This window comes from Corynebacterium evansiae (assembly GCF_027570065.1).
GTDB classification, from domain to species: domain Bacteria; phylum Actinomycetota; class Actinomycetes; order Mycobacteriales; family Mycobacteriaceae; genus Corynebacterium; species Corynebacterium evansiae.
On sequence record NZ_JAKMUT010000003.1, the window covers coordinates 156,579 to 178,080 of the forward strand.

Consider the following 21,502-nt stretch of genomic DNA (forward strand, 5'->3'; position numbering starts at 1 on the left):
CCGACGAGCTAGACAGTGGAAAGAGCGAGAACAAGGGCAACTTTAGGAGTTGTTATTGCGCTGCTTCTCGCGGGAACGGGCACGGGCGCGATCGGTGGCGTTCAGGGTCACCTTGCGCACGCGGATGACCTCCGGGGTTACCTCGACGCACTCGTCGAAGCCACAGAACTCCATGGCCTCTTCCAGGGTCAGGGTGCGGGCCTTGGCCAAGGTCACCGTCGCGTCCGCGGTTGCGGAACGCATGTTGGTCAGCTTCTTTTCCTTGGTGATGTTGATGTCCATGTCTTCGTCGCGGTTGTTCGCGCCGACGACCATGCCCTCGTAGGCCTCTGCGCCCGGCTCGACGAAGAAGGTGCCGCGGTCCGCCAGCTGGATCAGCGCGTAGGCGGTGATCTGGCCGGAGCGGTCGGCAACCAGGGAGCCGGAGGCGCGGCCCTTGATCTCGCCCGCCCACGGCTCGTAGCCAGCGGAGTAACTGTTGGCAATGCCGGTGCCGCGGGTTTCGGTCATGAACACGGTGCGGAAGCCGATCAGGCCACGGGCCGGAACGATGAACTTCATGCGGATCCAGCCGGTGCCGGTGTTGTCCATGGACTCCATGCGACCCTTGCGGGCGGCCAGCAGCTGGGTGACGGCGCCGAGGTGCTCCTCCGGGACGTCGATGACCAGGTTTTCGTAGGGCTCGTGAACCGTACCGTCGATGGTGCGGGTAACCACCTGCGGCTTACCGACGGTCAGCTCGAAACCTTCACGGCGCATGGTTTCCACCAGAACGGAGAGAGCCATCTCGCCACGGCCCTGAACCTCCCAGGCATCCGGACGTTCGGTGGGCAGCACGCGCAGGGAGACGTTACCGATCAGCTCCTGATCCAGGCGAGCCTTGACCATACGGGCGGTCAGCTTGTCGCCGCCGCCACGGCCTGCCATCGGAGAGGTGTTCACGCCGATGGTCATGGAGATCGCGGGCTCGTCGACGGTAATGCGCGGCAGGGCAACCGGGTTCTCGGGATCGGCCAGGGTATCGCCAATCATGATGTCCTCGATGCCGGAGATAGCGGCGATGTCGCCGGCGATCATTTCCTCGGCCGGCACGCGGGTCACGCCCTCGGTGCGCAGTAGCTCGGCCACCTTGGCGGTCTTGACGTGCTCCTTACCGTCCTCGTCGTAGTGGATCCAGGCGACCTGCTGGCCCTTACGCAGTCGGCCGGCGTGGATGCGCACCAGGCCAATGCGACCCAGGAAGGAGGAGGAGTCCAGGTTGGTGACGTGCGCCTGCAGCGGGCCGTCCACGTCTGCGGAAGGCTCCGGCAGGACGTCGTAGAGCACGTCGAACAGCGGCTGCAGGTCCTCGGAGTCCGGAACGTTACCGTTACCCGGGTTCTCGGTGGAGGCCTTGCCCTCGCGGCCGGAGGTGTACAGCACAGGAAGATCCAGCAGCTGCTCGGCGGCCTCTGCAGCCTCGTCGTCCTCCAGGGTGGAGGCCAGCTCCAACAGCAGGTCCTGGGACTCTTCGACGACCTCGTCGATGCGGGCATCCGGGCGGTCGGTCTTGTTCACGCAAATGATCACCGGCATCTTGGCAGCCAGAGCCTTGCCCAGCACAAAACGGGTCTGTGGCAGTGGCCCCTCAGAGGCGTCAACAAGAAGAACCACACCGTCCACCATGGACAGGGCGCGCTCGACCTCACCGCCGAAATCGGCGTGGCCGGGCGTATCGATCACGTTAATGATCAGGTCGCTACCCTCTTTACCCAGACCCTTGCGGTGGATGGCGGTGTTCTTCGCCAGGATCGTGATGCCCTTTTCCCGTTCCAGGTCGCCAGAGTCCATCACGCGCTCTTCCACTTCGCCGTGCGAAGAGAAGGCGCCGGACTGGTGCAGCATGGCGTCGACGAGAGTGGTCTTGCCGTGATCGACGTGCGCGACGATGGCGACATTGCGGAATTCAGTCAAAGACACAGATCCGAACTTTCCTTTACTTGGGTGTTTAGAGTCTTGAGTTCAAGCTAGTTGTGCAGCGTAGGCACTTCAGGGGAACCTTTCACAGCCTACTCCTTTAGTCCTCCACAATAACGCATAGGGCGCGAAGAAGTTTTTCCCAAAACCTTGAGAAAAGCTTGCAGACAGGTGTTATTGTTTACAAAAGGTTCCCAGCGAACGTTACTAGCGTGACAAATGTGACAGATGTGACTAATGTTGTTCCCATCTTCTGTTTAAACGCATTTGAGATGACTGAATAAAAACCCGAAAGGTTCACCGTGGCTTTCTCTCGACGCTTGACCCGTGCCGCCGCTGCACTGACCACTGCCTGCGCACTGGCAGTCCCGACCGTGGTGGCTCCTACTACCGCCGGCGCCCAGGTACAGGGCTCCATCGATCACCTGGGCCGCCCCGCGCCGCATGTCCTGGATCAGATCGAGGCTTTCGCCAACAACCCGCAGCTGCCGCCAAATGTGAAGGCTTCCCTGAAGAAGCTGGTCGGCTTCTTCCGTGGCGATGGCAAGCCGGGCGTTGACGTTCCGGAGAACGCCCCGGCGTTCACCCAGTTCGGCTGGCCGACCGTTTCCGGCCAGTGCATCGGCGGCAAGAACAAGGCTGTCGGTACCGCGATGGGCGTGCCCGGCCCGGCAAAGCTCCCGCTGCCAGGTATCGGCGCTGGCGAGGTCAACTTCGTCTTCACCGCAATGGGCACCGGCACGGTAGCTAAGAAGCAGACCACCGCGATGAACGTCCACTGGATCAACATCAACACTGGCAAGATGGGCCGCACCCCGCTGGGCTACACCGGCATCAACCCGAAGGGCCCGGCCACGGTTAACGGTGTTGCCAAGACTGGCAAGGGCACCGTCATCGCCCTGCTCGAGGGTGGCGTAACCACTCACGAGAAGGAGTCCGGCAACTCCAACTGCAACTTCCTGCCGACCGCGGCACTGCTGCAGGTCTAGTAGCTTTCGCCTAGATACCCCTGGGTTTCAGACCCCACGGCCGCGCTTTCCTGCGCGGCCTTTTTCATACCTTCGGCCTTTACCCACACATCCCCTTCTGGCCCCGCCCGCACTACTCACCACAAGCACACAAAGCCATGGCTGACCTGCATAAAGTAAAACAAGAGACCTTCGACCTCGCCCGCGCGACCAATATCGACCCGAAGGGCTTCGAGCGCGCCGTGGACGCCTACGAGCTGTCGCCCAACCAGCCCGCCACTGTGCAGTCTGACACTACCCACCCCAACCCGGTGCTTTACATGCGCCGCCCCACTCCCGGCCACCCGCGCTTCCACTACCTCGAATCCTGGCTAGTCCCCCACCTGGACATTCGCCTCAATAAGTTCCACTTCTTCGACGGTATCGAGCCCACGCAGGATCTCTATATAGACATAGCCTTTATCGAGATTGATGACGCCACCACCCCACCAACCTGGCGCACCCGCGACATTTACGTGGATGTGGTGACGCACCTCCCGGAGGCTCCCTCCCCAGAACAATCTCAGTCGAGCTCTAGCTACGTCCCGGGCACATCTTCAAAGACGAAAGTCCAGGTACTGGACCTGGACGAGTTGGGCGAAGCACTCCTGGCGGGTTACATCACCGCCGACGAAGCCCGCAGAGCGCTGGATTCCACGCAGCGACTGCTGGATGGGCTGCACGAGCACGGCAGCGTGGCCGATTGGCTGGCCACCCAGGGCGTGCGTTTGGGTTACTAGCGCCCTCGACAGCCATGCCATCAGCCCGAAATCGAACACCTTTACTCCTTCTGTCGGGTGCGGAGGACATAATCGTTATGTTCAGGCAACCCTGAAACTAAAGCTCTGCGAAGCTCTTACACAGCCCCGGACGAATGGCGATTTGAATACGCCATAACCCGCACTGCATATTGACCACAGATAGCTAGCCACACTAGACTCGGTAGAGGACGCACCTAGGTGCTCCACTTCCGAGGCTCGTGTGAACACCACACGGGCTTTCGTGCATATTAGGGGGAATCAATGCACATCGGATACTTCGACGAATTTGGGCACAACGGCGCATACGTCAATCGATACGATACGCATTTCAAGACCCACCCAGTTTTCGGCATCGGTGGATTCATAATCCCCGCTCAGAATGTCCGACGACTCTCCGGCTCTTTCAAACACCTAAAAGAAACGGGGCTCAGAGAGGAAATAGAAGCCAAAGTTAGGGCTAAAGGCAAGAAGGTAGAGCATTGGGAGAAGAAGGGTGCAGCACTACTCACCACCCGCAACGCCCAGAAATACTCTGAACTGCGCCGCCTTATTAACCGACTTCTCAACATCCTCGACAAGCTAGACGCCCAAGTTGTCTTCTACGGACAGGAGAAACCTCGAGGAACAAACGAAGATACTGGAGAGTATGAAAAGGATCGGTACGACCATGCTATGAAACAGCTGATCCAGCGTATTGGCTGGAGCCTCCCAAGCGATGAGAATTACCTCCTGATTCTCGATAAACAGGGCCCCAGAGAGCGTGCAGAGATTTTCGCGTCTAGCGCTGCTTTCATGTTCACCAATGAGAGCGCGGAAAAGCTCCTCGAACCGCCTCTCGAGGTGGAAAGTCACCTCTATCAAACTGTGCAGTGCGCAGACTGGCTGTGCGCGCTTCTGGGAAGAATTGCTGCTTACAAATACGACCCCGATTTTGATGAGTTCGAGTGGGCGGTGACATACTTCGGAAACCGCCTATCTCACATTTCCAGCAAGCACGCCAAGATCAGAGCCAATGGCGATGGCAAGGACATGTACTCCAACCATCTCGGAAGTAAGAGAAAGTGCTTTTCTCATACATCCACGCGGGGTGCAAAAGCCGTCCGGCATGGCGTTTAGTTCTCCTGGAACTCGAGCCAGGTATTACAACGACTCAGTTCAGATCACCGTCTGGTTGGGCGGACTACGGAACTGACAGGGCGTCTTACGGCACAGGTCGTTCTACGTAGTCAGGGCGGCATTCCTGCAGATGCTCGCGCAGGATCTCACCGTTTTCGCTCTGTGGGGAGAATAGAGAAAGAATCTTGTCCAGCATGTCAGGTGCGATAACCACCTCGGTGCCGTCGTTGAATAACACCGCATCCATCAACGCATACTCACATTCGCCGCCTAGATCTGCATCGAAAGCATCATCTAAGCCTGCTGCGTAATACTGCTGTTCGTAGCGCTCGAGGAATTCTTCGTAGATGTCCCGAGCAGGATCTTCAAATACCCCAAATTCCATCGTCTATCTCCAATCCTGCTCAGACCCTTTGTCGCTGTAGCTACATTGCGGGAGCCCTCCCCCCCCCTGGGAACGGGCTGCGGCCCGCTACGCCAGGATCTGGCGGCCCATCACCATGCGGCAAATCTGGTTGGTGCCCTCGTAGATCTGGGTGATCTTCGCATCGCGCATCATGCGCTCCAGCGGGAAGTCGCGGGTGAAGCCGTAGCCACCGAGCAGCTGGACAGCGTCCACCGTGACCTCCATCGCGATGTCAGAGGCGAAGGCCTTGGAGCCTGCAGCCATGAGCCCCAGCTTGGCACCATCCTCAGCCACGCCGCGCTCCGCGTTGGAGGCCGCGGTGTAGATCATCAGGCGGGCTGCGTCGATCTTCATCTTCATGTCAGCCAGCATGAACTGGGTGTTCTGGAAGTCGGCGATCGCCTTGCCGAACTGCTTGCGCTCCTTCACATACGCAACAGCCTGGTCGAACGCACCCTGGGCGATGCCCAGAGCCTGCGCGCCAATGGTCGGACGAGTGTGGTCCAGGGTCTGCAGAGCAGTCTTGAAGCCGGTGCCTTCCTCGCCGATCATGCGGGAAGCCGGAACGCGGCAGTCCTCGAACAGTAGCTCAGCCGTCGGGGAACCCTTGATGCCCAGCTTGTGCTCGTAACCGGAAACGCTGAAGCCCGGGTCGTCCTTGTTCACCATGAACGCAGAGATGCCACGTGCGCCAGCCTCCGGATCGGTCACGGCCATCACGGTGTACCAGGTGGACTTACCACCGTTGGTGATGAAGCACTTGGAGCCGTTAATAACCCACTCGTCGCCGTCACGGACAGCGCGGGTCTTCATCGCGCCGGCGTCAGAACCAGCCTCGCGCTCCGTGAGCGCGTAAGAGGCCATCGCACCGTTAGCAATGTCCGGCAGCACTTCCTTCTTCAGCTCCTCAGAGCCCTGCAGGATCAGGCCCATGGTGCCCAGCTTGTTCACAGCCGGGATGAGGGAGGAAGAACCACAAACGCGGGCAACCTCTTCGATGACGATAACCGCTGCGAGGGAGTCGCCACCCTGGCCGCCGTACTCCTCCGGAACGTGGATGGCGTTGAAGCCCGCAGCGTTCAGAGCATCCAGAGCCTCTTGCGGGAAGCGCTCCTCTTCGTCAACGTCCTTGGCGTGGGGAGCGATCTGCTGCTCGGCCAGGTCGCGGATGGCCTCGCGCAGTGCGAGGTACTCGTCGGGCAGACGGAATGGTTCGAAATCAGGGTTGAAGCCCATGGTTAATTCTTCGCCTCTCTAGCAGTGAAGTTGAGAACGTTCTTTCCCACCGAGTGTAATGCGCTCCGGCGATTCGGTGATTTAAAAGCGATATTTACATAAAGAACTTTACCTTCAGCGCTGCCCTCCCCGGATACGGCTACATCACTTTCCGCTCACCATTCGGTAACAAAACGCCAATCTCATTGGCCACATACACACCTTGTGTTTACAGTGTTATCCATGAAGAGCCTTCGCCGTCGTCCGGTTACCTCCCGATCCCGCGCTCCCCGCTCCGCCCTGGCCGCGGGTGCGGCCGCCCTGCTACTCGCCGGTGGTTCACTCACCCTGACCGCCTGCGACGACGAGGAGACCACCCCCTCCAACGCAGCGTCTACTCAGGAATCCGCAGACGAAAGCTCTGCCCAGTCCCTCACCGACCACAGCACTGCCAGCACCGGTGCAGCCAACAGCAAGGCCGAAGACGGCTCCGTAGGCAAGGGCGGCATGTGTGCCACCAATGATCTAGAGATCACCACCGCCGACTCGCAGGGCGCAGCCGGCTCCACGCTGGTCAACGTCGTTTTTAAGAACACTTCCTCCGAGCCGTGCTCGATGCGTGGCTTCCCCGGCGTATCCATGGTCGCAAACCACAACGGCACCCAGCTGGGCAAGCCCGCGCAGCGGGAGAAGGACGTGCCCAGCAAGGACGTAAAACTCGACCCCGGCGCATCGGCCATCGCGCCCGTAAAGATCACTCAAGTCGGCGCCCTGGATCCGCATGAGTGCAAGCCCCAGGATGCTGACGGCCTGCGCGTCTACCCACCGGAGCAGACCAAGGCCACCTATGTGCCGATGAAGAACCTGGAGGGTTGTTCCGGGGAGGTCGAGTACCTGTCGGTCCAGCCCGTCAGCATGGGCGATCAAAGCGGCCAGGCCGGCACCGGCCAAGGCAACCAAGACGGCGAGTAGCGCCGCCCACAAGCCCACGCCTGCCCCCACCGTGCCTTCCCCCCACAGCTCTTCCCGCGCCGCACCCCGCCGGTTCACCGCATGGCTGGGTGCGGTGGCTTTGCTCTCCCTCCTCGTCCGCGGCTTCCAGCTCAGCCAGCGCACGTTCTACTGGGACGATTTCCTCATCCCCGCTACCTTCAGCGGCGGTTCCCTCGGCGACTATTTCGCCAGCTACGACGGGCACCTCATGCCCGCCTCCGCACTCGTGCAGGTGCTGGCCCATCGAATTGCTCCGCTCAGTTGGTGGCTCCCCGCCACCGTGTTGATGCTGCTCAGCACCCTCGCCGCAGCACTCTGGGCGAAGGTATGCGTGCAACTCACCGGCCGCAGCCTCGCTACTCTGGGGCTTTACACAGCACTTCTTTTTAGTCCTTTCCTCATGGACGCCGCCGGTTGGTGGTCCGCAGGTGTCAACGCCCTGGCCTGGCAGATCGGCATGGCGGGATTCATGGTGTGTCTGCTCGCCGCGCGCCGGTCTCTCCTCCACTACTCCTTGTTCGCCACCGGGTTTCTGCTTGTAGCCCTGCTGTTCACGGAGAAAGCCCTCACGATCGTCCCGGCCGCCCTCGCCCTCGCGGTACTGGCAGGCATGGCCCGGCGCGACATCGCCCGCTTCTTCGCTGCGCCAGGCGCGCTCTTCGTTGTCTGGTCGCTGCTCTTCCTCACCCTCTCACCCCTGCCGCACGAGGAGTCGAATAGCCAGTCGCTGTGGTCGGCGCTGCCCAATAGCCTGTTCACCACCGTGATCCCCGGCGCGCTGGGTGGCCCGTTGTCGTGGGATCGTTGGTCGCCCTCCAGCACTTTCGCCACCGCTCCAACGTGGTGGAGCGTCGCCAGCGCTATCCTGCTGCTCGTCCTCGCTGCTTTCTGGCTGCGCCGCGATACTCGCCACCGTCTTCTCGGTTTGTTCCTGGTGCTCGGCTATCTAGCCGCCATCTACGCGTTGCTTGGCCGCGCCCGTAACAGCACCGGCACCTCTGGTCTGCTGTTGGCCTCTATGCATTACTTCGCGGACTGGTTTACTTTCGCCGTACTGGTGGTAGGTTGTTGCGCCCTTTCTTATGGACGCCCCCACGTCGCCAACCGCCCCACCCCCAGCTTCGCGGCCGCGCGCTCCCGCTGGGTTGGGGTGGGGGCGATTCTCGGTGCTGTGGCCATCAGCATCGCCTCTACCTACACCTGGGTGGACACGTGGAGCAACGACCGGACCGCCGACTACCTGGCCAACCTGCGCACCTCCACGAAGTTGGACGGTTCGGGGGAACCACCGCAACTGCTGGATCAGCCGGTTCCACTGGACATCCTCACCCCGGTGGTGCACCCGTACGACCGCGTCTCCACGCTGACGGGTCAGCCCGCGGTAACGCAGGTAGACGAGCCGCCACGGATCATCGACGAGTCGGGGAAGATTGTGGATGCGGAAGTGGTGGCGTCCGCAACAAGCACCGCAGGTAAAGAACCCGAATGCGGGGTGCGCATCGCCGCAGGGCGCTCCCAGGCCATCCTGCTGGATAACGCTCTGCCGTTCGGGGATTGGACGTGGCAGCTGAACGCGACGGCCAGCACGGATATGACGTTGACCATCACCACGCCCAACGGGCTCGAGGATGCCAAGGAGACCAAGAGTCGCGCCGTGGATGTGCGCGTTGGTACGGAGCTAAAGCCCCGCTGGGTGCGGGTGTCCGGCGGCGGCGGAATCCTGTTAGTGCGGGCGGAGACGGATTCCGGTGCGCCTGACGAGTACGTGTGCATCGGGGCGGGTGGCATCGGCCCCCTCGTGACGAAGGCGGACTAAAGCTGGAATAGTGTGCCTTTCCGTACCGTTGAGGGTGGCTAGGAACGAACCAAACCCACGCCGAGGAGGCACTGACAAGATGTCGACCCAGACACCTCAGAACGCACAGAACGTCATGATCCTCGGAGGCCACGGCAAGGTGGCCCTTCTAGCGGCTCCGCAGCTCGTAGAGGCCGGCCACACGGTAACTTCCGTCGTCCGCAACCCCGACCACGTCACAGACGTGGAGGCCACCGGCGCGAAGACTGTTGTGCAGGACATCGAACAGCTGGATGTGGCCGGTTTCAAGGAGCTTTTCGCCGATCAGGACGTGATCATCTGGTCCGCGGGTGTAGGCGGCGGCGACGATGAGCGCACCCTCCGTGTGGACCGCGATGCGGCGATCCGCTCCATCGACGGCGCCGGAACCAAGCGCTTTGTCATGGTCAGCTACTTCAATTCCCGCGCCGATCACGGCGTGCCGGAAGACCACTCGATGTTCACCTACTGCGAGGCGAAGGCCGCCGCGGACGACCACCTGCGTGCTTCTTCGACCCAGTGGACGATCGTCGGCCCGTCCGCGCTGACGATGGACGAGCCGACCGCTAAGATCGAAACACGCTCCCCGAAGGCTGATGGCACCGCCAACGGCGACGACGCACTGCAGGCCAGCCAGGTCTCCCGCGCCGACGTGGCCGCCGTCATCGCCGAGGTTGTGGATCGCCCGAACCTGGTCGGCCACTTCATCGAGTTCAACAAGGGCGACACCCCCATCACCGAGGCCCTCGACGCACACGCCGAGAACCGATCGGTCTAAGAGAAAGAGAATTTCATGGCAGCTGGCCTTGCGGCACTACTAGACGACATTGCGCTTATCGCCAAGAAGGCCGCGGCCACGACGGATGACGTCGCTGCCATCGCCGGGCGTACCTCGACGAAGGCGGCTGGGGTTGTTATTGATGACGCCGCCGTCACCCCGAAGTTCGTCGCTGGGGTATCCCCCGCGCGCGAGCTGCCGATCATTTGGAAGATCACCAAGGGCAGCCTCGTCAACAAACTGATCATTATCCTGCCGATCATTCTGCTGCTGAGTTGGCTGCTGCCCGGCGCACTGACTCCCCTGCTGATGCTCGGTGGCTTCTACCTTTCCTACGAGGGCGCCGAGAAGGTCCTAGAGAAGGTCGGCCTTGGTGGTCACGGCGAGGGTGAGGCCGGAGAGGATGAGGCCGGAGAGCGCGATGAGGAGAAAGATCAGTCGGAGAGCGCACTGGTGCGCGGAGCGATATTCACCGACCTGATCCTTTCAGCGGAGATCATGGTGATCTCCCTGAACGAGGTTGCCGACCAGCCGCTTTTAACCCGCGCCCTGGTGCTGATCCTGGTCGGCCTGATGGTCACTTTCGCGGTCTACGGCGTGGTGGGCGTGCTGATCAAGATCGACGACATTGGCCTGGCTATCGCCCACAAGCAGGGAGCCAGCGAGGGGATGAAGAAGTTCGGCCTGTTCCTGGTCAAGGGCATGCCGAAGCTGCTGACCGCCATCGGCATCATCGGCACCCTGGCCATGCTGTGGGTCGGTGGACATATCCTGCTGGTTGGCTTCGACGAGCTGGGGCTGCACTGGCCGTACCAGACTGTTCACCACGTGGTGGAGAACTTTGAGCACCTTGGAGGAGCGGTTACCTGGCTGATGGAGACCGGCTTTAGCTTGCTGTTCGGCCTGCTTGTCGGCGCACTCATCGCCGTGGTGGTCGGCGGGGTAAAGAAACTGCGTGCCCGCTAGGCGCTGCAGGTGCGCTACAAATGGACATAGGACAGACCCCCTAGAAGTCTAAGGAGATTTAACTCTTGTCTGCGAAGGAAGTAGCCCTCGTGCTAGAGGGCGGTGGCATGCGCAATAGCTACACCGCCGCCTGCATCGACCAGTTGTTGGAGCACGGCATCGAGTTCGGCTGGGTCGGTGGCATCAGCGCCGGCGCTTCCCACACCGTGAACTTCCTTTCCGGCGACAGGAAGCGCGCCCGCGAGTCCTTCGTGGAATTCGGTGGTCACCCGAAAACCGGCGGCTTCAAATCCCTGCTCCGGGGCACCGGCTACTTCAACGCCGAGTACATCTACGAGACCGCTGGCGCACCCGGCAACGATCTGCCCTTCGACTGGGAAACCTTCCAGAGTTCGAACTCCCAGATATGCATCGGCGCGACCCGTGCGGACAACGGCGAGTCCGTCTATTGGCGCCGTGAGGACATCAATGATCTTCCGGACCTCATGCGCAAGGTCCGCGCCAGCTCCACCCTGCCGGGCATCATGCCCGTACCAACCATCGACGGGGTGGACTATGTCGATGGTGCCCTCGGAGATTCCGGTGGGCTGCTGATCGATGCCGCCATCGAGGATGGCTTTGAGAAGTTCCTCGTGCTGCGCACTAAGCCCAAGGGCTACGTCCGCCCCGCACTGCGCAGTCCGCAGCTTGTTAAGACGCTACTGCGCTCACGCCCCGCTGTAGCTCAGGCAATGATCGACCGGCCACCGAAGTACAATCTGGCCTCTGACAAGATTGCGGAACTAGAGGCCAAGGGCCAGGCATTGGTCTTCTACCCGGAGAAGATGCACGTCAGCAATACCGAGCGTCGGATGGATCGCCTGGAGCAATCCTGGAACGACGGGTTGGAGCAGACCAAGCGCGAATGGGACACGTGGATGGAGTTTCTGGGCGAGTCTAAATGATGCTCAGCAGCCCCAGCACGATGAGCATCGCCGCCACCACGTAGCCCGCCAGCGCCACCATCTGTTCCTTCCTATGGCGCAGCCCATCGATGAACCGGGCCAGCCCGCTTTCCGGCTTACGCAGAACAAAACCCAACGCCAGGCCAGACAGTGCCGGCAGACTCAGCGCAAGCGTAGCGTAGAGGAATACCGCAAGGTACTTCGCCGCAGAGCTGATCCCCACGGTGCTCAAGTACGCCAGGCCGGCGAAGAAAGGCGCGGACGTCGCCGACTGGACGATTCCCAGGGCCATTCCCGAGAAGAAGGTTCCCCACGACGCTTGGCGGAGGGGGCGGGCCAGGCGATTGATCATGGGGGTGGGATCGCCGCCTCGTAGCGTCAAGAAGGCACTTAGAAGACCCACCGCGATGAGGACCAGGCCAAAGATCGGCGAGGCCAAGGCCGTCTGCACGGCATCCGAAATCCCGTTGAACAGCAGCAATACGGCCAGCGACAGCAGGAACACTCCGAACCAGTCCCCCGCCACCAGCACTGCGGCGATGGGCGCGTAGCGGCGCGGCTTCGGATGCATCACCGCGACAGCGAAAAGCACACCGATGAGCAGCACGTTGACGGAATCGGCCAACGCGAAGCTCACGGCGTGCAGCATACGGTGAATCCTTTCGGTGGCACCCGCAAGAACCTGAACGATCTACCTGAACGAACTAAGGTCAGGGCGCGGGAAGGAGGGGATGGAACTCTAGCGAACTCTAGCTAACCTTCCGGCCGTGAACAAGGAAGTACACGGCGGCGCTGACGACGACCAACCCAGCCAACATCATGTACATCGCCTGGTAGCTGGTGGCCGAAACGATCATGCCCAGCAGGATCGGGCCGAAGCCCACGCCGATGTCCAGTAGCAGGAAGAGCGTGGAGATGCCCGCGCCCATCTGGTGTGGCTCGACCGCCTTGACAGAGATCGCCTGTGCGGCTGGCATCAGCGAACCATAGCCCAACCCCGTCAGCGCACCGGCCAAAACCACCATCCAGTCCTGGGTGGAGAACGCGAGGACAACCAGAGCGATGGCGAAGGTAACCAAGCCCAGATAGATGACGATGTTGTCGCCCTTCTGGTCCTGAATCTTGCCCAGCACGAAGCGCATCACGAGGGTCACCAGCGCATAGGCCAGGAAGAAGTATTTGGCACCGGTGACCAGGTCGTTGTCCTCGGAGTAGCTGTTCAGGTAGGTGATCACACCTGCGTAGCACACACCGACCAGCAGCATAAAGAAGCCGATGGGGGCGACATTCGGGTGCACGATGGCCGACAGGTTAAAGGCCGGCCGATGGTGGTGCGCATCCGAGCCCTTGTGCTCTGGGGAACGCACCAGCAAAGACAGCAGGAAGGCCACGATGGACATGCCAATAACGACCTGGAACATGGTGGTGTAGCCGACGGAGCCCACCAGCCACAGGCCCAGCGCCGGACCGATCGCGGTGGCCAGCGTGGTTCCCAGGGCGAAGTAGCCGGTTCCCTCCGCGCGGCGTGCATTGGGAATCACGGACTGGGCGACGGCCATCACGGCGGTACTGGCGAAGGCATAACCGATGCCGTGGATAATGCGCACGGCGATCAGCAGCCCCAGAGAGTTGGCGGGGATGTAGAAGGCACAGGTCACGATGACCAACACCAGCGCGGTGAATAGCACGCGCCGCCGCCCCACCGCGTCCACCAGGAACCCCGAGAACACGCGAGCCCCCGTCGCGCCGATCACGAAGGCACTGGAGGCCAGGCCCGCGCTCGCGTTATTGGCCGCAAACTCCTTGACCGCGTAGCCAGCCATGGTCGTCACGAGGACGTAGAAGATCATGAACTGGGCGAAGTTAACTAACCATGCAAAGACAAAAGCCGGTGTTACAACCGGCTCTTTCGTTGGTGCGGACGTTAGGAACACCTTCTTCATTTAATTGTGTTTATGTTTTTATGCCGCGGAGCACGTTACCAGGCGTCAGGCCAGCACCACGCGCTCCCCCACGCTTGGCCTCCAATACGCCGCCTCAGCTGCGGTGATTGACTTTAGATCGCGCGGTGTGATCTGAGACAGGGCGTCAATATAAGAAGGAACAATATCCCGCGGCAACCTTAAACCGACCGTGAGGTGCGGCACCCAGCGCGGGCCGCGACCATCCGGGTTGAGCGCGCTGAGCTCGCGGGCGGCGTTTTCCAGCTCGTCCGTGGCTTCGAGCAGCCACGCCACGGTCTGCTTCTTGCCTGTGCCGAAGACGACCACGCCCCGGCGGCTGAGCTCCGAGGGCACGGCGGAAGGCAGGATCTCGCGGGCGCGCTCCACGACGTGCGGGGCCATATTCGGAGAGAACGTGACCGTGATGTGCGGAGTCTGCCGCTGGGCCGGGAACCCGCGGGTGGCGAGCTCGTCGAAGATGCCGCGGACGGTGGCGGCCTGCTCGTCGGGCAGGTTCAGCAGGATGTTCTCAGGGGAATTGACGGACATTGCTCCCTATCCTAGCTGGCTGCACCAGGAGCGCCCCGGCGCGCTACTTGAAGGACACGTACTCCGGAAGGTCGGCAGGCCTTTCCAACGGCTGCTTCTTCGGGTTCATGTCCAGCCCCAGCTCCTTGGCGAAAACCAGGCGGGTGGACTTGTAGACGCGCTCGTCGGATTCGTCCAACTCGAACACGCGGGCGCCGCGCAGGGTGTGCATGGACCAGGTGCCGTCTTTCAACCCATAGGGGCCGAAGCCGGTGCCCGGGCAGTAGCCCAGTTCTACCCCGAAGTAGTTGCCGTTGAAGGTATTGATGTGGTCGTGGCCGCAGTAGATACCCAGGACGTCGCCGCGCTCGCGGACGGCGGAGTAGATGCCGGGGTTGAAGGCCCCGACGTAGACGTCCTCGTTCTTCACTCCCTCGATGCTGTGGCGCTTCTTGGCTTGGCCATGCTTGATGAGGTCGTTGTTGTACGGGCCGCCGAACCACATGTCACGGTGCTCGTAGGTAGGGATGTGGAAGTACATCAGACCCGGGATCTTCTTGCCGTAGCGCTCTTCGTAGCCCCGGGAGGTATCGCGGTACCACTGGATCTGGTCGCTGTGGATGTAGTCGTAGCCGGGGATCTCCTTGGTCTCCTGCCCCGCCAGCTCCTCGCCGATGTAATTCCCGGAATCCAGCAGCCAGATGGCGAATGCCGGATCCGGCTTTGCGTTGCCCTGAACCAGCAGCGAAACATTGGATTCACCGTGAATCGGGTCGTCCGCGACGTTGAGGTTGTACTTGTACTTGCGCACGAAGTTCAGCAGCGCGATCTCGTCGGCTTGAGTGCCGTCCTCCATGGAGTCTTCGTCATGGTTGCCGAATGTGATGGCCCATGGGATCTGGCGGGATTCCATCGGCAGCACCACGTTGTTGACGGCTTGGAATGCCTGTTCGGTGGTCTTGGGGCCAGAGGAGATCACGTCACCGTTGATCAGCGCGAAGTCCGGCTTCTCCTGGTCCAACACCTTGCCCATGAACTCGATCGTGCGGCGATCAGTAAGGTGATCGTCTTGAGTGTCATTGAACTGGACGATCTTGAACTTGCCGTCGCCGTTGAACTTCAGCGGCATGTCCGCGCCGCCGTTGTTGTCGCCACCGCTGTTGCCGTCGTTACCGCTGCCGCCGTTGCCACGGCTCGGGCCGAAGCTGGAGCCGGCCAGCGAGCCTGCCGACGAGTTCCACGCCTGTGCCTGCGCAGCCGGCGCAAGTGCAGCGGTGACGCCCAACGCTCCAGTTCCCGCCAGGAAATTCCGGCGGTTTACATTGAACCACTTGAGCTTCTTCCGGCCTTCTGGCTGCTGAGAGTTAGACGGCGAATCAAAGGACGAATTATGGGACAAGGTGAGGGTGCTCCTTTTTCTGTTTCTGCGAGAATTGAACCTCCATAAGCTATCGCCAGCAGGTAAGCGCAGGGTTTCCTGAAGATGAATTCATAACAACTTCGCGTTTTCCCTCTCCACCGCTTGACCTTGCCGTTGCGGCAACCGAAAGGATGTAGCCCATGACCGAATACACGATTGGTGATGCTGCAGATTTTCTGGGAGTGACGCCCAAAGCCCTACGCCATTGGGATTCCATTGGGCTGCTCAGCCCACAGTGGCGCACATTGGGCGACTACCGCCTCTATACCGAGGAAGATCTGCGCGTCGGCGCGGCCATTGTGCTGTACCGGAACATGGGCTTCAAGCTGGCGGAGATCCCCGACCTGATTGAAGCGCCTTCCGATGCTGCCCTTGACCGTGCTCTCCGCTCCCACCGGGAAGCCTTGGCGCGCAAGCGCGACGAGGTGGAGAGCCAATTGCGTGCGGTCGAGGATTTGATAACAACAACCCGAGTGGAGGGATACACCATGGAACAAATGGACAAGATCAAGCAGTACTTCGGCGAGAAGATGCCCGCTTACCAGGAGGAAGCTCGCGAACGTTGGGGCGACACCCCGGAATACCAGCAGTCTCAAGAAAAGCTGGCCTCTATGACTGACGGCGACTTCCAGGAGGTTAAGGCCGACCACGACCGCTTCGTGGCGGATCTGGTAGCCGCCCGAGATGGTGGCGTCACCCCCGATAGCGAAGAAGCACAAGCCCTCGTGGAGCGGCACCGCGCCACGATTAACCAGTGGTACGAGGTTACGACCTCGCGGCAGCTGATTCTGGCGCGGATGTACGTGGCCGACGAGCGTTTTGCCGAGGCGTACCAGGGAGCACAGGATTACCTGCTTTCGCTGGTGGAACATCGTGCCCAGCAGGAGGGAATCACCAATCCCAACTGGGATGACTAGCTGAGGCAGCTAACCGAGCTTGTTAGGCGCCGGAGCTACACGCCGGTTGCTACGATTGCGCCATGAAAGGCTACCGCACCGGAGAACACGCACTGGCTATCTACTTATCCTCTATCGCAGGATTCGTAGATACGCTGGGCTTTTTGTATCTGGGCGGGTACTTCCTGTCGTTCATGTCGGGTAACACCACGCGCCTGACAGCCGCCGTGAATGCGGGAAAATGGGACGTCGCGATGACGGCCGGCGGGGTAATGGTTCTGTTCCTGGTCGGCGTGGGAATAGGGGCGCTGATCAGCCAGTTAGGGCGGCGCTATCTGCCCCGGACGCGTACACGCGAGGCAATTCTGCTATTCATTTGCGCCACCTCAACGATTGCCTCTGTACTTGTTTTGACCGAGCACGAGCAGTGGGCGGTTTACAGCCTGTCATTCACCGTGGGCGCTATGAATTCCACGTTCGAGCGCGACGGCGAGGTGAGTATTTCCCTGACATACATGACGGGCACGCTAGTGAAGATGTCTCAGCGGTTCGTGGCCGCACTCTTCGGCGGCCCGCACTTGGATTGGCTGCGCTATTTCGCTCTGTGGATGGCGCTTGCCTGCGGAGCGCTGCTGGGCGGCTGGATGTATGTCCAGGTGGGCCTGCACGCGGTTCTGGTAGTGACGGGCATGCTGTACGCGGGAACCGTGACTGCACTGGTGTACCGCCAATGGCGGCGCAACCGTGGGCTGGCAGTTTAGTAAAGGACTGATCAACACACACTCCACAAAGGTTAGAAACACCTTGTTTTCATGTTGGCAACACATTGTTGCTAAAGTCTGTGTAGCGACTGATCAACCGCTCACCTTCCCAACCCCAACCCCAGGAATTTTCATCATGTTTCTAGCCTTGCGCGAAATGCTTTTTGCGCGAACCCGCTTCCTTCTCATGAGCGTCGTGTTGGCGCTCATGTCCTTGCTGGTCGTAATCATCTCCGGCCTGACAGCCGGTCTGGTTAACGACGGCGTTTCCGGCCTGAAGGCAATGGATAGTGACGTCATCGCTTTCGCCGATGGCACCCAGACCGATTCCGCCTTCACCCGCTCCGTCATCGACATCACAGAGGCCGACAAGTTCGCCAACATCGACGGGGTGGAAGAGGCCGCCCCACTGGGCCTAACCATTGCAAACGCCCACAACCAGAACGGCAAGGCCGTCGACCTCACCCTCCTCGGAGTAAAGCCCGGCTCCTTCATCGCACCGGAGGGACTGCCAGAACAAAGCACCACCCCTAACGGCGGCGCCCCCACCAAAACCAAGCACGAAATCGTCGTGTCCTCCACCCTCCAAGACGAAGGCATCAAAGAAGGCGACACCATCACCATCGATCGCCTAGAAATCCCGTTGGAGGTCGTCGGCTTCACCGATGGCCAGCGCACCTTCGGCCACGTCGATGCCGCCTACCTGCCCCTCGACGTCTGGCAGGAAATCCACACCGGCGCACGTAAGGGCGAAAAGGTAAGCCCAGAGGCGTACAAGGAAATCTCCGTCATCGCCGCCCGCACACAGGACAAGCCAGACACTGAGGCGCTCTCCGACGCTTCCGGCCTGGACGTTCGCACCCTCAAGGAAAGCTTCGATTCCTCCCCTGGCTACACCGCCGAAATGATGACCCTTTCCATGATCAAGTGGTTCCTTTACGTAATCGCCGCCCTGGTTACCGGCGCCTTCTTCCTGGTGTGGACCATCCAGCGCGCCGGCAACATCGCCGCACTGCGCGCGATGGGTGCCACGAAGGGCTTCCTTCTGCGCGACAGTCTGGGCCAGGCGGTCATCATTCTGGGTGCGTCCGTCATCGTCGGTGCACTTATCGCTGTTGGCCTCGGGAGCCTCCTGGAAACCACGGCGATGCCTTACGCCACCGAACTCGGATCCGTCCTTAGCGGCAGCGCGATCCTCTTCGTATCTGGCCTGATCGGCGCACTGATCGCCGTCGTCCGTGTCACCCGCACTAACCCGCTCGCAGCCCTAGGAGAAAACCGATGAGCCCCACCCCGCACCTTCCCGCCCCGCACGTTCCCGCCCTGGAACTTAGAGACGTCACGGTGACCTACACCGACGGCGATTCCCAGATCACCGCGTTGGACAAGGTGAACCTGACCGTCGAGCCCGGAGAGTTCGTCGCCGTCGTCGGCCCCTCCGGTTCCGGTAAGTCCACACTGCTGGCCGTCGCTGGAGCGCTGACCAACCCGGCCTCTGGCAGCGTCAAGATCGGCGACGAAGACATCACCAACTACGACGACAAGGAACTAGCCCGCATTCGCCGCGACTACATCGGCTTCGTCTTCCAATCCTCCGGCAGTCTGCCGGGCGCCCTCACCGCCGAGGAACAACTGGAGCTCGCCGCGCGTGTTGTGGGTAAGCACGGTCGTTACTCTGGTGCGGAGCTTCTGGAGAAGGTTGGTATGACGCCCCGAGCTAAGCATCGCCCAGGAAATCTGTCGGGTGGCGAACGTCAACGTGTGGGCATCGCCCGAGCTCTCGTCGGCGACCCACAGGTGTTGCTGGTCGACGAGCCCACCGCGGCTCTGGATCGCAAGAGATCACAAGAAATCGTGGAGCTGTTGGCCCGCGAATGTCACGAATTCAACGTCGCGGGCGTGATGGTCACCCACGATCACGAGGTCTTGAACCACTGCGACAAGGTCTACGAAATGGTCGACGGACGCCTGAGCGCTGCCGCCGAATAGGCATCCAAATAGGCCTATACGCAGGCCGAAAAGCGGGTAGTAGACTAGGGAACCATGCCGAAGATCACGGAGACGACAGTGGCCGAGCACCGCGCGGTCCAGCACCGCGCAGTGCTGGAGGCCGCCGAGCGGCTGATCGTTGCTGGCGGCGGCAAGGTTCCCTCCCTGGCAGAGGTGGCGGCCGAGGTTGGCCTAGCCCGCCCCAGCGTCTACCGCTACGTCTCCTCCCAACATGATCTGATGGTTCAACTGCTGGTGCTTAACAGCGAAACCTGGCATGACCAGCTGGAAGACAAGGTCAAGGCCGCTCCGCCAGAGCCCGAAGAGCGCATCTGCGCTTACGTGGACGCGATGCTCGATCTTTTCGTCCACGGCTCCCACGGCCCGCTGATGGCCGCCGCCCAACACTTCCCGGAGGCGTTCGCCGAGGAAAAGGTGCAGAAATCACACGCCGGCTTCAAGGAAATCGTGGATAGCTTCTGCCCCGGTGTTTCCTCCATCGACATCGGATTGCTGAATGCGGCGGTGGTGAGGGCGTCAGAAATGGCAAAAACCCCCGAAGACCTCGAACAAGCGACGGCGACGCTGCACCACATGGCGCGCGCCATTGTGACAGGTTAATTCGCCGAACCACCTGCCTGATTCTGCTGTTTTACCTGGACAGGACCGGGCGACGTTGTACGCTTAACCTCATGCGAAATCGCCTTGTTGCACTCTCCGTTGCCACGTTGACGACCCTCTCGCTTGCAGCTTGTTCGGATAACGAGACTCCGCCTGAGCCGAGCGCTGCTCAGCCTTCGAAGGAATCCGGCGAAACTTCCGCCACCGCAGGACAAGAAGGCACTTCGGAAGAAGGGCAAGAAGATGAAGCCACAGATAACTCAGATAACAAGGCCAAGAAGCGCCCCAACCCCACAGCACCCAGCACTCCGAAGCCCGATAAGGTCGATCTTGCCCCGAATGAAACGGCTCTAGAGGGCAAGCTGATGAAGGTGCGCTTCAGCGATATGACTCCACCGGAGGACTTCGCACGTGTGGCGGACATCGTGGACGATAGCGTGGTCTACTACGCGATCAAGCTCGATCCGAAGAAGCCCGTGACGGCGAAGTTGGGGGCAGGCATTGGCACCCAGACTCCCGAATGGGCCATCGTTGGCAGCAGCAGTATGCCGAATGAAATGAACTGGGACTCTATGGTCGGGCGTAATATCCGCGCCATCGCGCACCGGGACAACATGACCTTCGCTACGGACCCATCCGCTCCCCCGACGGCGGTAACGATCGAGAACTCGGACTACAAGCCAGAGATCCTCGACTAATTGGCGCTTGCCCTCATCGCTCCGTATGCCGCAACCACGCAAGCACTGCCTTTACGCGGCGATTGGCATCCTCGGGTGCAAACCCTAGCTTCATAAAAACACTAGCAACGTGCTTGCTCACTGCTCCCGCGGTCAGCACCAATTCATCCATGATTTCCGAGTTGCTCAGACCACGAGCCATTAAAGCCAGAACTTCCTTTTCCCGAGGTGTCAACGCAGCCAAGCCAGTCCGTCGCGCCGAAAGCAGGGCAGATACAACCTCTGGATCAACGACGGTTCCTCCCCGAACAACCTCATTAAGGGAGTGAACGAATTCATCCACATCAGAGACGCGTTCCTTCAACAGATAGCCAAAGCCACCGTGCTCCAACAGCCGATCGAGATAGCTCGCCGCAACATACTGGCTAAGCACCATAACCGGTTGAGAAGGATACTGTTTGCGCAGATCATATACCGCGCGCAGACCATCATCAGTCATGGTGGGAGGCATACGGACATCGGTGATAATCACATCGTACTTCTGTCCGTTTTCATCACTCGCCATCGTGGCATTACGCAACTCTGACGCATCGACCACCGTCAAGACTTCATGCCCGAGTGCCATTAGTAACTGTTCTAGTCCGGCACGAAGCAATGCAGAGTCTTCTGCAAGCAAGACCTTCAAAATATT

At 60.8% G+C, this 21,502-nt stretch carries 22 protein-coding genes; 14 read left to right on the forward strand and 8 right to left on the reverse strand.

Annotated features, from left to right (window positions below):
• Nucleotides 1–42 precede the first annotated feature (42 nt).
• Nucleotides 43–1,959, reverse strand: coding sequence for a translational GTPase TypA (gene typA / locus L8V00_RS04275; RefSeq protein ID WP_035005573.1), 1,917 nt, complete (start codon nt 1,957–1,959; stop codon nt 43–45).
• A 299-nt stretch (nt 1,960–2,258) separates the two neighbouring features.
• Between typA and L8V00_RS04280 the strand changes: the two genes are divergently transcribed.
• From L8V00_RS04280 to L8V00_RS04290, 3 genes are all read left to right on the forward strand, one after another.
• Nucleotides 2,259–2,945, forward strand: coding sequence for an Rv1157c family protein (locus L8V00_RS04280; RefSeq protein ID WP_035005571.1), 687 nt, complete (start codon nt 2,259–2,261; stop codon nt 2,943–2,945).
• A gap of 137 nt (nt 2,946–3,082) precedes the next feature.
• Entirely contained in the window at nt 3,083–3,703 is a 621-nt protein-coding gene (locus tag L8V00_RS04285; protein ID WP_269944301.1) for a DUF402 domain-containing protein, read from the forward strand.
• A gap of 282 nt (nt 3,704–3,985) precedes the next feature.
• The gene (locus tag L8V00_RS04290; RefSeq protein ID WP_269944302.1) at nt 3,986–4,840 is read left to right on the forward strand and encodes a DUF3800 domain-containing protein; all 855 of its coding nucleotides are present in this window, start codon (nt 3,986–3,988) and stop codon (nt 4,838–4,840) included.
• A gap of 85 nt (nt 4,841–4,925) precedes the next feature.
• Here L8V00_RS04290 and L8V00_RS04295 read toward each other — a convergent pair whose 3' ends face one another.
• Together L8V00_RS04295 and L8V00_RS04300 are read right to left on the reverse strand one after the other, a co-directional pair.
• Nucleotides 4,926–5,225: a hypothetical protein gene (locus L8V00_RS04295; protein ID WP_269944303.1), complete on the reverse strand. Its 300-nt coding sequence runs from the start codon at nt 5,223–5,225 to the stop codon at nt 4,926–4,928.
• Between the two features lie 87 nt (nt 5,226–5,312).
• Nucleotides 5,313–6,482, reverse strand: a complete 1,170-nt coding sequence (locus L8V00_RS04300) for an acyl-CoA dehydrogenase family protein (RefSeq protein WP_035005567.1) — start codon at nt 6,480–6,482, stop codon at nt 5,313–5,315.
• Between the two features lie 222 nt (nt 6,483–6,704).
• Between L8V00_RS04300 and L8V00_RS04305 the strand changes: the two genes are divergently transcribed.
• The 5 genes from L8V00_RS04305 to L8V00_RS04325 all read left to right on the forward strand — a co-directional run bounded on the left by L8V00_RS04305 (nt 6,705) and on the right by L8V00_RS04325 (nt 11,976).
• Nucleotides 6,705–7,433: a DUF4232 domain-containing protein gene (locus L8V00_RS04305; RefSeq protein WP_269944304.1), complete on the forward strand. Its 729-nt coding sequence runs from the start codon at nt 6,705–6,707 to the stop codon at nt 7,431–7,433.
• 31 nt (nt 7,434–7,464) lie between these two features.
• On the forward strand, nt 7,465–9,270 hold the full coding sequence (locus L8V00_RS04310; protein ID WP_269944305.1) for a hypothetical protein: 1,806 nt from the start codon (nt 7,465–7,467) through the stop codon (nt 9,268–9,270).
• A gap of 79 nt (nt 9,271–9,349) precedes the next feature.
• Nucleotides 9,350–10,066 (forward strand): SDR family oxidoreductase, encoded by a 717-nt coding sequence (locus L8V00_RS04315; RefSeq protein ID WP_269944306.1) that lies wholly within the window; start codon nt 9,350–9,352, stop codon nt 10,064–10,066.
• Nucleotides 10,067–10,081: 15 nt separating this feature from the next.
• A complete protein-coding gene (locus tag L8V00_RS04320) occupies nt 10,082–11,032 on the forward strand; it encodes a DUF808 domain-containing protein (protein ID WP_269944307.1) in 951 nt (316 codons plus the stop codon).
• Nucleotides 11,033–11,097: 65 nt separating this feature from the next.
• Nucleotides 11,098–11,976 carry a patatin-like phospholipase family protein gene (locus tag L8V00_RS04325; RefSeq protein WP_269944308.1) on the forward strand — a complete coding sequence of 293 codons (879 nt, stop codon included), beginning with the start codon at nt 11,098–11,100 and terminating at the stop codon, nt 11,974–11,976.
• On the opposite strand, the gene L8V00_RS04330 is transcribed toward L8V00_RS04325, so the two are convergent.
• The 4 genes from L8V00_RS04330 to L8V00_RS04345 form a co-directional block, all read right to left on the reverse strand.
• Complete coding sequence (locus L8V00_RS04330) at nt 11,969–12,625, reverse strand: hypothetical protein (protein ID WP_035005559.1); 657 nt, start codon at nt 12,623–12,625, stop codon at nt 11,969–11,971. The genes L8V00_RS04325 and L8V00_RS04330 overlap by 8 nt on opposite strands.
• A gap of 100 nt (nt 12,626–12,725) precedes the next feature.
• Nucleotides 12,726–13,919 carry an MFS transporter gene (locus tag L8V00_RS04335; protein WP_269944309.1) on the reverse strand — a complete coding sequence of 398 codons (1,194 nt, stop codon included), beginning with the start codon at nt 13,917–13,919 and terminating at the stop codon, nt 12,726–12,728.
• A 45-nt stretch (nt 13,920–13,964) separates the two neighbouring features.
• Nucleotides 13,965–14,468 carry a 2'-5' RNA ligase family protein gene (locus tag L8V00_RS04340; protein ID WP_269944310.1) on the reverse strand — a complete coding sequence of 168 codons (504 nt, stop codon included), beginning with the start codon at nt 14,466–14,468 and terminating at the stop codon, nt 13,965–13,967.
• Between the two features lie 43 nt (nt 14,469–14,511).
• A complete protein-coding gene (locus L8V00_RS04345; RefSeq protein WP_269944311.1) occupies nt 14,512–15,846 on the reverse strand; it encodes a metallophosphoesterase family protein in 1,335 nt (444 codons plus the stop codon).
• A gap of 161 nt (nt 15,847–16,007) precedes the next feature.
• On the opposite strand from L8V00_RS04345, the gene L8V00_RS04350 reads away from it, so the two are divergent.
• From L8V00_RS04350 to L8V00_RS04375, 6 genes are all read left to right on the forward strand, one after another.
• On the forward strand, nt 16,008–16,784 hold the full coding sequence (locus L8V00_RS04350; protein ID WP_269944312.1) for a MerR family transcriptional regulator: 777 nt from the start codon (nt 16,008–16,010) through the stop codon (nt 16,782–16,784).
• 62 nt (nt 16,785–16,846) lie between these two features.
• Entirely contained in the window at nt 16,847–17,524 is a 678-nt protein-coding gene (locus L8V00_RS04355; RefSeq protein ID WP_269944313.1) for a YoaK family protein, read from the forward strand.
• A gap of 136 nt (nt 17,525–17,660) precedes the next feature.
• Entirely contained in the window at nt 17,661–18,809 is a 1,149-nt protein-coding gene (locus tag L8V00_RS04360) for an ABC transporter permease (protein ID WP_269944314.1), read from the forward strand.
• Nucleotides 18,806–19,513, forward strand: coding sequence for an ABC transporter ATP-binding protein (locus L8V00_RS04365; protein WP_269944315.1), 708 nt, complete (start codon nt 18,806–18,808; stop codon nt 19,511–19,513). Before L8V00_RS04360 ends, L8V00_RS04365 begins: the two co-directional genes overlap by 4 nt.
• Before the next feature lie 54 nt (nt 19,514–19,567).
• Nucleotides 19,568–20,134, forward strand: a complete 567-nt coding sequence (locus tag L8V00_RS04370) for a TetR/AcrR family transcriptional regulator (protein WP_269944316.1) — start codon at nt 19,568–19,570, stop codon at nt 20,132–20,134.
• Between the two features lie 71 nt (nt 20,135–20,205).
• The gene (locus L8V00_RS04375; protein ID WP_269944317.1) at nt 20,206–20,832 is read left to right on the forward strand and encodes a hypothetical protein; all 627 of its coding nucleotides are present in this window, start codon (nt 20,206–20,208) and stop codon (nt 20,830–20,832) included.
• Between the two features lie 13 nt (nt 20,833–20,845).
• Here L8V00_RS04375 and L8V00_RS04380 read toward each other — a convergent pair whose 3' ends face one another.
• Complete coding sequence (locus L8V00_RS04380; protein ID WP_269944404.1) at nt 20,846–21,496, reverse strand: response regulator transcription factor; 651 nt, start codon at nt 21,494–21,496, stop codon at nt 20,846–20,848.
• Nucleotides 21,497–21,502: the final 6 nt, after the last annotated feature.

Bases quoted from the DNA above. Each gene is read 5' to 3' on its own strand.
- L8V00_RS04285 (WP_269944301.1), top strand. From the start codon at position 3,083: ATGGCTGACCTGCATAAAGTAAAACAAGAGACCTTCGACCTCGCCCGC.
- L8V00_RS04290 (WP_269944302.1), top strand. From the start codon at position 3,986: ATGCACATCGGATACTTCGACGAATTTGGGCACAACGGCGCATACGTC.
- L8V00_RS04295 (WP_269944303.1), bottom strand. From the start codon at position 5,225: ATGGAATTTGGGGTATTTGAAGATCCTGCTCGGGACATCTACGAAGAA.
- L8V00_RS04300 (WP_035005567.1), bottom strand. From the start codon at position 6,482: ATGGGCTTCAACCCTGATTTCGAACCATTCCGTCTGCCCGACGAGTAC.
- L8V00_RS04305 (WP_269944304.1), top strand. From the start codon at position 6,705: ATGAAGAGCCTTCGCCGTCGTCCGGTTACCTCCCGATCCCGCGCTCCC.
- L8V00_RS04315 (WP_269944306.1), top strand. From the start codon at position 9,350: ATGTCGACCCAGACACCTCAGAACGCACAGAACGTCATGATCCTCGGA.
- L8V00_RS04320 (WP_269944307.1), top strand. From the start codon at position 10,082: ATGGCAGCTGGCCTTGCGGCACTACTAGACGACATTGCGCTTATCGCC.
- L8V00_RS04330 (WP_035005559.1), bottom strand. From the start codon at position 12,625: ATGCTGCACGCCGTGAGCTTCGCGTTGGCCGATTCCGTCAACGTGCTG.
- L8V00_RS04335 (WP_269944309.1), bottom strand. From the start codon at position 13,919: ATGAAGAAGGTGTTCCTAACGTCCGCACCAACGAAAGAGCCGGTTGTA.
- L8V00_RS04340 (WP_269944310.1), bottom strand. From the start codon at position 14,468: ATGTCCGTCAATTCCCCTGAGAACATCCTGCTGAACCTGCCCGACGAG.
- L8V00_RS04350 (WP_269944312.1), top strand. From the start codon at position 16,008: ATGACCGAATACACGATTGGTGATGCTGCAGATTTTCTGGGAGTGACG.
- L8V00_RS04355 (WP_269944313.1), top strand. From the start codon at position 16,847: ATGAAAGGCTACCGCACCGGAGAACACGCACTGGCTATCTACTTATCC.
- L8V00_RS04360 (WP_269944314.1), top strand. From the start codon at position 17,661: ATGTTTCTAGCCTTGCGCGAAATGCTTTTTGCGCGAACCCGCTTCCTT.
- L8V00_RS04365 (WP_269944315.1), top strand. From the start codon at position 18,806: ATGAGCCCCACCCCGCACCTTCCCGCCCCGCACGTTCCCGCCCTGGAA.
- L8V00_RS04370 (WP_269944316.1), top strand. From the start codon at position 19,568: ATGCCGAAGATCACGGAGACGACAGTGGCCGAGCACCGCGCGGTCCAG.
- L8V00_RS04375 (WP_269944317.1), top strand. From the start codon at position 20,206: ATGCGAAATCGCCTTGTTGCACTCTCCGTTGCCACGTTGACGACCCTC.